The following is an 8697-nucleotide window of genomic DNA, read 5'->3' as shown; positions in this document are numbered from 1 at the left end:
TTTTTTGAGAAATGGCCCTAAGCGAAGACCACCCGCAAGGTCGCACGAAAAAATGTGGGGTTGGGGGAGGGGGGTTAGGCCGTGCTTCGCACGGTTGACCTTTCAAAGCGCTGCGCGTTTGAAGCGTCAACCGTGCTGCGCCGTGATATCTGATGCCGCGCCGAAACACGCGACGCGCTTCGCGGTCGCGTCATTCGTCGCGGCAGTAGTCGACGATGATCACCCATCGCCCGGCGTGCCACGCGCAAAAGACCTCGACCGCGTTTTCATCCGCGTCGGTGCCGGCAACTACTTTCGGTCCGTCGTGGTACACGGTGATTTTTAGCGGATCGCCGTTTTCGTCATCGAGTTGCTGGTAGCTGTCGTCTTCTGGGTCAATGAACCAGACCTCGCAGTCGTCGAGCTTGCCCGGCGTGCCAGTCGGGCCGCCGGTGTGCGCTGGCACGTCGTCGTGCAGCCTGACTTTCACGATCCCGAGTGTGCCGGCGTTTCCGGTTGGATTTTGCGGAAACGTGGTCGGGTTGCTTTGGTCTCGAGCGGCAATCGCTTTTAGCTTTTCCGCGACCGCGCGTTCTTTGAAGTTGAAACCCATCAGGCACCAGGCACGTTTGCGAGAAAGCTATAGGCGATTTCTTCGAGTGGTTCCCAGTCGTCATAGACGAGGCCGCTGGCTCGCGGCCTGATCGTGCCGTCGGTGTTGAGCCACCCGGTTGTCAGTTGACCCGCTTTGTCGATGAACGGGAATTTCTTCATCGTTCCGCTGACGTCTTTTAAATAGTGGGTGTCGATCAGTGCGCGGTGGTCGCGCCATCCCCATGAAAGCGGCGTGTGCCGAAGTTCGTATTCGGTTTGGTGGCAATCGGTGCCGTTGATGGTCGTCGGTGTCGCGCTGATGCTGTCGATACGCCAAGAGTACGCCGGCTCGCCTCGCCAGGTCGCGTCATTGGTTCGGCCAGTGCGCGAGGTGATGTTAGAGTCGGTCCAGCCGGTTTCGTACTGTTTGATTTTCAGTACCGTGATCGGCAGCGGCGTGGTGAAAGGAGTCTCGAAAAAGTTGCCGGTCGGTGTGAGGCACGGCTTCGAATCGATGTCGGCATAGATCACTTGCGGTATCACTTCCGACCGCACGGTGACGTCGGGCGTGATCGTGCCAGGTGCCGCCGGTGCCTGCGGCACGAGATCGATCTCGTCACCCTTACGCGCGGGTGCATCGTAGTCGCAAAGCACTCGCCAGACGTGCAGCGTATCGGTTTGCCTCGCCGTCTTGCCGGTGCACAGCAAAAACGGAATGATGAACCCGTTAAACTCGTAGGTCGTCCGGTAAACCTTAGGCAGCCCGTCGGCCGCGACTATTTCGGCCTCGCTGACCTCGGAGAAATCCGTCGATCCATCGCTCCAGCGCAGCACGACTCGATACTCGAGCTGCCTGCGCATCGTGATAAAGCCGTTTTTTCCCTTGATCGAAAACTTGCGCTCTTTTCGCGTGGGTTCGACGTCAAAAAGTAGGGTCGCCATTTAGATAGACTCCTGCGGCTCGAGCTCTTGGATCGCGTCGGCCGTTTGCTCTGCGGCGATGCGGATCGCCTGTTGTGTTGCTAGTTGTGCGGCCGCCTGCTTGTCTGCTCTGCTTTGCCTCTCTTGAAACGCTCGACGGATTTCGTTGTATTCGCTCGTTTCGCCGGCACGCACAGTTGGCGCTGATCGCGGAGCGTCGAACCCGCTCGATCGAGAAAAGTTGTTGCGTGCGGCGGTCTCGGCGCGGCGTGCTGTGTCGAGATCGATCGCACCCAGATCGAAAAGCGTTTTCGCGTCAGCCAGTTCTGCTACAAGTGTCTCGAATGGCGTGCGCAGCGACGCCTTGAGTTGCTCGCCACGCTGCGCGATCGATTCGGCTGCCTGTCTCGCCTTTTGGGCTCGCTGCTGTTCCTCTCGGTGTGCCTGCTCGCGCTCGTTTTTCTGTCGGCGAATTTCTTCGGTTTGCTCGACCAGCAAACGCAGCTTTTCGGCCTCCGGCCTTGTCGCACCGTCGGCAATCGCTCGAGCGACCTCGGCGGCGACGTGACCGTCTCGCATTTCGATTACGGCGATTCGCTCTCGCTGGATCCGGCTGTCGATCGCTTCGCGGATGCGTTCTTGTTCGCGTGCTTGTGATTCGGCGAGCTTCGCTGCATCGGCAGCACGCTGCTCGCTGGACCTCGACAACTCAACGGCATCGGACCTCGCTGCGTTCGTTCTGTTGTTGATTTCGTCCGCTAAACGTTTCTCAGTTTGAATCCTGGCTTCTTGCGAGTTCGCAGCCGCTTCGGTCGCAGCTGCTTCGCCGGCGACTGCCGCGGATGCTTCGCGTGTCGCCGCGAGTTGGTCACGCCTTGATGCAGCTGCCTGCTCGTTCGCCGACCTTATCTCGTCTAGCTTTCGCAGCTCTTCCCCGCTGTTGTTGCTCGCGACAAAGTCGAACGCAAAGCCAGCACCGGCGCTCTGCGTTCCGATGATTGCATCCGCGAAGTCGATGGCGTGACCTTTCGCACGGATCAGGAAGTTCGACAGCCCGCCGACCCGGTAAGATATCGCGATGGCCATTGCGCGTGATTTAATCGCGAGAGACGTTATCTGGTCTGCGGTGAGCTTGATCGCTGGCGACAAGTCTGCTGCGAGCGTGTTGTACATTCCGTCGAAGGCGACGTGAGCACGTCCAGCCGCATCGTTCGCCGCTTCGATTTTCGCAACATCGATTTCGCTAAGTGATTTACCGAGTGCTCGGGCTGTGCGACCGTACTCGTCAATCACTTGCGATCCCTCACGCAAAAGATTGACCAATCCGACGCCCTCGCTGTCGAACAGCTTGAACGCAACGCGAACCTGTTCGGCCGGATCCTTGATCTTTGCAACCTCGTCGGCCACCCGCCGGAAGATCATCGCGGGATCTTGGCTCGACAGGGCTTTCGCATCGAGGCCGAGTTGCTTGATCACGGCCTTTGCTTCACCTCCGCCAGCTGCCGCTTCTGCGAAACGCCTGGTCATCCGCTGCAGTGCCATATTGACCTGAGAGTCGTCGAGGCCGCTAACCTCGGCTGCGCCTAATTGAATCGCACTCAGTTGATCAAGCGATGTGCCGAGTCTTGCTGCTATTTTCGCGTTGGCGTCGATCTCCGCCATTTGTTCGGCGACCCGATCGGTTACGTGACTCAGTGATCTGCCAAACGCGTACATGCCGACTGACGCCGTGGCTGCGGCCGCACCGGCGGCGGCCAGTCCCGGCGGCATTCCGTTGATCATTCCGGAAAAGCGCCCGACGACCGGTATCTGAGACAAGACCGAGCTGCGGTGCGCGTTGAGTTGCGATCGGGCGTCGGCTGCCGCTCGGCCGTGCGTCCGCAGATCGATTGCACCGCGACGTAGCAGCCGGTTCAGATCCGCAATCTCTCGCTCGTATCGCTCTGTTGCCGTCTCGTTTGCTCGGATGATCTGTGCACCGCGCTGCATCTCTGCTGCCAGCAGCCGCTCGCGCCGTTGCCGGCGCTCCTGCGCCATCGCGAGTCGCTTCTCGGCGGCAATGTTCTCGGGCAAGCGTCGATTGAGATCGGCGATTGCCCGTGCGTAAATTTCTGCGGAAAGGTGCGGCTTGAGTTCCTGCAGTTTTCGAGTTTCTTCGGCGAGCTTTTCCTCGTCCGTCGCGAGCCGGCGTGTCAGCTGGTCTGCTTCGCGTCGTTGATCGGCTAGTTCTTGCGCCGCTTGCTTCGCTTCGTCCGTTTCGGATCGCAATCGAACCGTCGATCGATGGTAGTCATCAAGCTCAATCGCGCCGGATCGATACGCTTTTTCGAGCGCGTCGAGCTTCCCTTGCAGGACTTCCGCGTCCGTGCGCGAGTTTCGCATTTCGCGGCGAACGAGGTTCATCTCGGTTCGCGAGAGGGTCATGCCATCGGTGAAGTCGCCGACGTTTGCCGAGAGCTGGTAGCCGAGTCCGCCGATATTGTCATTCATTGCTGCGTATCCTTACGCGAATCCGAATCCCATTCCCAGCGCTTGCATTGCCTCTTCGTCCGATAGCCGCCGGCCTCGTCCGCGATGTTCTCGCGGTTCTGATGTCGGCATGAAGTCATCCACGCCTAGCGGCTCGCTCGGTTCGATTCCCGCCTGCAATTCCTGCAGGTGCAAAATGCGGTGCAGTAGTGCCGCGATCGTCGCTGTGCGGCGCCAATCGTCGCCGAACGGTTCGAGATCGCCGTACGCTATCCAGTAGTTGGCAAGGTTTCGGCCGGTGTGCTCGAGCCACTCGAAAGGGTCGGTGATTCCGAGTTGCCGGCAGACTCGGAAGGCGTCGAGCAATCGAGGGTTTGCGCGTAGTTTTTTTTGGCCTCACTGATCTTGATCTCGACCCGCTTGTCGAGCCCGGTCACGCGCTCGCAGTGCGCGAACAGTTCGCAGAGCAGCCCGCCGTCGCCCTTGACCTGCTCGGGCGATTCGTAAAGCCGCACGCCGGCCTCGTCGACGACACACAGCTGGATCAGTTTTCGTCGCCGCAGTTTCGCGAGTCGCTCTTTGTATTCGCCGTTGTCGTCGTACGCGACCGTGTCAAACTCGGTGATCTCCGGCTCGCCGAGGTTTTGCAGTCTCGCCTCGAGGCCATTGCTGAGTGTGACGGTTTCAAACCGCCGAACGGCCGTTGCTGCCAGGTTCTCGCGTGTCAGTTTCATCGTTGTTCCGTGATAGATGGTTCGCGAACTTCTCAATGTCGATCGTTCGCTCGTTTCCGTGCCGATGTACTTTAAGCAACTTGATGCCATCGGCGTAGAGCGTTCTGACGATCGCGTGCCACGCCCTCGCCGACGGCAGCGGTTTGTCGACGAGTGACATTTCGTGCGACCCGTCGGCATGCCGACGAATCACGCATGACCACGGGTACGGGTCGACGAGATAGCGATCGCGTCCGGCGACGTACAGCCGAAACTCTTTCGAGCCGTCAGGTATTGGCTGCAGGTGCCCTGTGTATTCGATCTGCCCCTCGTCCATCGCTTCGGCGCCAGTTAGAGCCCGACGGCCGACTCGCCGTCGTCTTCATCGAGGCCGTCGTCTTCGTCGAGACCGCTGCCTTCGTCCGAGTCCTCGTCGGTCATCAGTTTTGGCTGGCCGGCGGCCGGCGGCGGTGTTTGTCCGTGGAAGGCCTCGATCGCGGCGTCGATTTGCTCGAGCTCGCTCTCGTCAAACTCGCTGAGCGGCAGCCGGGCACAGAATCGCGAACCCGGCACGTCCGAGACCAGGCCGGCGTACGTCTGAATCACCTTGCCGTCGGGCAGGGTCTCGATCAGGAACACGCGTTTTTGCGGCAGTATTGTGGTGCGCAGCCGCCCGCGGCGTAGCGATTGCCCGGTAAACGGTCGCAATTCGACCGTAACCTCTGGCGCTTTTTGGGTTGGTTCGGTGGTGGTCATTTTTACCTCGAGTTTGCTGGTGATTCTTGAGAAACGTGCGCCGCCTGGTTAGCGGTCCGCCGGTTCTAAACCGTTGGAACCGCCGGCGTGTAGGTTGGCTTGACCTGCGTTCCGGTCAGATCGCGGTTGAGCCACTTGATCGTGAACTTGAGACGGCGCGTCGTGTTGTTCACGTATTCCGGCAAGCTGATCTTTTTGATTCCGCCCCATGCGGCAAACTCGGCCGGCGTATCATCGCCGTTCCGCGTTGCGCCAGTGATCGTGATCAGCTCCTTGTGCTTGAGCTTGAGCTCGCCAAGGGCCGGCGTCGGGTCAGCGAGGTCGGTGCCGTCCATGATGATATTGAGCGTATCATCGAGCAGCATTTCGACTTCCGTCTCGCTCATCGTCGCGATGTCTTGCAATTCGACTTCTTGCAGACCGTCGGTATTCAAGCACGAAACGTCCTCGTCGCCGACTTCCATTTCGATACCGCCGATCATCGTAAAGCAACCGGTCAGGCCGGCTACCGGAAACGAGATCGACGCCTTATTTCCACTTCCTGGGGGGCTCATTCGTGCGTCCTATTCTGAAGGGTTGTAGCTGACCATGAGGTCGAAAGTTGCACCGTGCAACCATTGCTCGGATTTGTCGGCTGGCGCTGCGGTGTGAGCGTCGCGGATGCCGCCGGCCGTCGATACGCCAGTGACGTAGATCGTCGCCGGTTCGGGTTCGTTGTCGATCGGCAAAGTGCCGAACGCTGTCAGTAGTCGTTTTCGGACCAGCCGGGAGATACGATGCGCCCGTGTCGAGTCGTTGTCGTAAATGTTGAATTGCAACCGTACCGTTTCGTGCCCGGCGTCGCCGTGCAGGCCCTCGTCGGGAAGGCAGCTGATTTGTTGATAGGTGACGCGGGGAAAATCATCGCCCTGCGCATCGTGGATCGGCCGGAACCTTTCGCCGATCAGGTCAGTGATCGGCGAATGACCGATCGCGTGCAATCGCAGTGCGACGCCGGCCTGGCTCATCCCATCAACTCGCGATTGAGTTTCTTGACGTCTTTTCGCAGCGATGCGAGTACCGACGAATGCTGCTCGCCCTTGGTCTCGTCGATGCTCTGCCGGACGTACGGGCGTGCGGCGCCGTGGTAGGTGGTGACATAGGCGACGCCGTCGACGTGCTCGGTCGCCGTGATCGTGTGACCAAACTCGACCAGGTACGAGTGCGGTGCGCCGCGATAGGTCGGGCCCACGATCACGATCACGTGATCCTCGTAGTGCTTGAGCTTGATTTTGATTTCCTTTTTTAGGGAGACATCCGGGTCGGCGTCTCCCTCGTACCCTGGATCGGGCAACTTGCTCTGCTCTGCCTTTTGCACGACGCGAGCACCGGCTCGCAAGGCTTTGGGGAATGCCCGCTGTCGCATCGCGTGCGGCAGCTGCGAGAGCAGCTTGTCGATGTCGCCGGTCTCGGTGATCTGCGCCTTGATCTTGTTGCTCATTGCGTCAACCGGTTGCACTGGATCGCGAGCATCGTGCGCACGCCGTCCGGGTTCTCGACGTGGTTGATGCCGAATACTGGAGCGTTCTCGGGCTTCTTGGATCCGGTGATCCATCGCAAGCGGTGCTCGGTCGGTTGCACGCTCGGGTCGGATTCCAGGTCGAGCCATCGCGTTTCGAATAAGGCCGATGCGCCCGACACGATCTGCATGCCGCGAACGATCTCGCCGCCCGAGACCGCCTTGTAAGACGCCGGCAAGTTTCGGCAGTGGATCGCCTGCCATGATTCGACCACGCTGCGGCCGGCCGCGTTGTCGGCTTTGATCGGCTTTTCGATCACGATCCGTTGATTCAGGTTCCCCGCCGGAACGCCCATTGCAAACCTCACATTCTCGCTGGTGGCAGAGCACGAGCCCGGATCGAAAGCAGCACAGTTGCGGCTTGACGAAAAACTGCTCGAGCTCGTCGGATTGTTCGCACTCTTGCGGCACGATGTAGCAAAACACGTCGTCAGTCGCCGGCACGTCGATGCGGCCCCAGAAATGCGACGGCACGACGTGCGGTTCGTCGGCCTCAGCCAGTGGCTTCGTCTCGGTTTCGTACAACGGACCGCACAGCACGAAAACCTCGCCGTGCTGCCGAGCGAGTTTTCGCGAAAGCTCTTCGAACCGCAGCCATGGCCCGGCATTCATCGCTTGCCGCTGCGGGGCAACGGCGCCCGTCCAGTTGACCTGCCAGGCGTCGGCATCCGCTCGCACGCTCGCCAGTGGGCAAAGGTGCCCGATCGCATAACCGCTGTGCAGGAAGTCTCGTGCCTCGAGCGTCCAGTCAGGGTACAGGTGCAGCCAGTTGCGGTTCAGCGAGTTTCGGCCGCTTTGGCTAGCCGCAGTGACGCGATAGCCGACCCAGGTCGCGACCTTCGTTTCGCGGTTCAGGCTGAGCGTATAGAGACTGGTTACAACGAACGCGTCCGACTCGGGCGCGCCTCCCGGCGCGAATCGCGTGTGCACCGTCCACACTCGCGGCGGCTCTGCTTTGATTGCGTCGTTCGGCTGGTCGGCTCGGGCGACTTGCAGGCCGAGGAAAATGCCGATCAGGGCGGCGAGCAAGTAGATCGCGACGGTTGTCGCGCGTCGATTGATTCGCATTACGGGTAGGTTTCCTGTAAGAGTAAGCCGATCAGCCGTTCGTAGCCGAGGGCGAGCTCGGTCGAGACCACGCCGACGGTGGTGGCTTCCCGGTTCTTGTACCAGTGCGCGACCAGCATCGAGATCGCCGAGCAAGCAATCGCCGGCGCGGGGTTCTCGACCGTGTCGTAGCCGGCGGTGTAGTTGATGGTGATTGCGTCGTGACGACCGGAAATGGTCGCGGGTCGCACGAATTCAGGATCGAAAAACAGCACGCCAGGTTGCCGGTCGGTGTCGATTCGCCAATTGTCAGCCGATTCGATTGATTGGGTGGCGCCGTCGGTGTCGATGTACTGCAGTGACTCGACCGACACGAGCGGCCCGCGAGCCAGTTCGACATAATTCTCGGCCGGCCAGCAATGCCGGCGTTGTCGGATTGTTTTTCGCACGAGTGACCGGTGCGAATCACTCTCGACCATCTTGCGCGCCGTGACGCCCCACGATCGCAGCTCGTCGTCTTCGTCATCCGCGACCGCTCGGCAAATGTTCTTCAACTGCAGCAGCGAAACGGGCTCGTCGCCCGTTTCTGCGATCACTGCGGTGGAAGTCGAAACGATAGTCATGCGGATGATTGCGAGAGTGCGAGGTTGTGGTAGCTTC

General features: G+C 60.3%; 10 protein-coding genes. All 10 read right to left on the bottom strand.

The genetic code is table 11. The features are described 5' to 3' along the window. Positions 1 to 190 precede the first annotated feature (190 nt). The 10 genes from AAC023_RS06215 to AAC023_RS06170 all read right to left on the bottom strand — a co-directional run bounded on the left by AAC023_RS06215 (position 191) and on the right by AAC023_RS06170 (position 8660). Positions 191 to 592, bottom strand: coding sequence for a hypothetical protein (locus AAC023_RS06215; protein ID WP_339739237.1), 402 nt, complete (start codon positions 590 to 592; stop codon positions 191 to 193). Continuing rightward, the gene (locus AAC023_RS06210; protein WP_339739235.1) at positions 592 to 1515 is read right to left on the bottom strand and encodes a hypothetical protein; all 924 of its coding nucleotides are present in this window, start codon (positions 1513 to 1515) and stop codon (positions 592 to 594) included. The genes AAC023_RS06215 and AAC023_RS06210 overlap by 1 nt, the downstream gene beginning before the upstream one ends. Continuing rightward, the gene (locus tag AAC023_RS06205; protein WP_339739233.1) at positions 1516 to 3984 is read right to left on the bottom strand and encodes a hypothetical protein; all 2469 of its coding nucleotides are present in this window, start codon (positions 3982 to 3984) and stop codon (positions 1516 to 1518) included. It abuts the gene before it with no gap. A 248-nt stretch (positions 3985 to 4232) separates the two neighbouring features. Continuing rightward, positions 4233 to 4697, bottom strand: a complete 465-nt coding sequence (locus AAC023_RS06200; RefSeq protein WP_339739231.1) for a hypothetical protein — start codon at positions 4695 to 4697, stop codon at positions 4233 to 4235. After that, positions 4648 to 5013 carry a hypothetical protein gene (locus AAC023_RS06195; RefSeq protein WP_339739229.1) on the bottom strand — a complete coding sequence of 122 codons (366 nt, stop codon included), beginning with the start codon at positions 5011 to 5013 and terminating at the stop codon, positions 4648 to 4650. The genes AAC023_RS06200 and AAC023_RS06195 overlap by 50 nt, the downstream gene beginning before the upstream one ends. A gap of 14 nt (positions 5014 to 5027) precedes the next feature. Continuing rightward, on the bottom strand, positions 5028 to 5432 hold the full coding sequence (locus tag AAC023_RS06190) for a hypothetical protein (protein WP_339739227.1): 405 nt from the start codon (positions 5430 to 5432) through the stop codon (positions 5028 to 5030). A gap of 65 nt (positions 5433 to 5497) precedes the next feature. Next, entirely contained in the window at positions 5498 to 5986 is a 489-nt protein-coding gene (locus AAC023_RS06185; RefSeq protein WP_339739225.1) for a hypothetical protein, read from the bottom strand. Between the two features lie 9 nt (positions 5987 to 5995). Beyond that, a complete protein-coding gene (locus AAC023_RS06180; protein ID WP_339739223.1) occupies positions 5996 to 6439 on the bottom strand; it encodes a hypothetical protein in 444 nt (147 codons plus the stop codon). After that, entirely contained in the window at positions 6436 to 8058 is a 1623-nt protein-coding gene (locus tag AAC023_RS06175; RefSeq protein ID WP_339739221.1) for a DNA/RNA non-specific endonuclease, read from the bottom strand. Before AAC023_RS06175 ends, AAC023_RS06180 begins: the two co-directional genes overlap by 4 nt. Further along, the gene (locus AAC023_RS06170) at positions 8058 to 8660 is read right to left on the bottom strand and encodes a head-tail connector protein (RefSeq protein WP_339739219.1); all 603 of its coding nucleotides are present in this window, start codon (positions 8658 to 8660) and stop codon (positions 8058 to 8060) included. The genes AAC023_RS06175 and AAC023_RS06170 overlap by 1 nt, the downstream gene beginning before the upstream one ends. Between the last annotated feature and the right edge of the window lie 37 nt (positions 8661 to 8697).

The organism is uncultured Maricaulis sp., assembly GCF_963976135.1.
Taxonomy (GTDB): Bacteria; Pseudomonadota; Alphaproteobacteria; order Caulobacterales; family Maricaulaceae; genus Maricaulis.
Note: the sequence above shows the minus strand (reverse complement) of the source record. Positions and strands in the feature narration are given on the sequence as shown.

Coding starts and splice junctions, on each gene's coding strand:
- AAC023_RS06175 (WP_339739221.1), bottom strand. CDS start 8,058: ATGCGAATCAATCGACGCGCGACAACCGTCGCGATCTACTTGCTCGCC.
- AAC023_RS06210 (WP_339739235.1), bottom strand. CDS start 1,515: ATGGCGACCCTACTTTTTGACGTCGAACCCACGCGAAAAGAGCGCAAG.
- AAC023_RS06195 (WP_339739229.1), bottom strand. CDS start 5,013: ATGGACGAGGGGCAGATCGAATACACAGGGCACCTGCAGCCAATACCT.
- AAC023_RS06200 (WP_339739231.1), bottom strand. CDS start 4,697: ATGAAACTGACACGCGAGAACCTGGCAGCAACGGCCGTTCGGCGGTTT.
- AAC023_RS06170 (WP_339739219.1), bottom strand. CDS start 8,660: ATGACTATCGTTTCGACTTCCACCGCAGTGATCGCAGAAACGGGCGAC.
- AAC023_RS06215 (WP_339739237.1), bottom strand. CDS start 592: ATGGGTTTCAACTTCAAAGAACGCGCGGTCGCGGAAAAGCTAAAAGCG.
- AAC023_RS06190 (WP_339739227.1), bottom strand. CDS start 5,432: ATGACCACCACCGAACCAACCCAAAAAGCGCCAGAGGTTACGGTCGAA.
- AAC023_RS06180 (WP_339739223.1), bottom strand. CDS start 6,439: ATGAGCCAGGCCGGCGTCGCACTGCGATTGCACGCGATCGGTCATTCG.
- AAC023_RS06185 (WP_339739225.1), bottom strand. CDS start 5,986: ATGAGCCCCCCAGGAAGTGGAAATAAGGCGTCGATCTCGTTTCCGGTA.
- AAC023_RS06205 (WP_339739233.1), bottom strand. CDS start 3,984: ATGAATGACAATATCGGCGGACTCGGCTACCAGCTCTCGGCAAACGTC.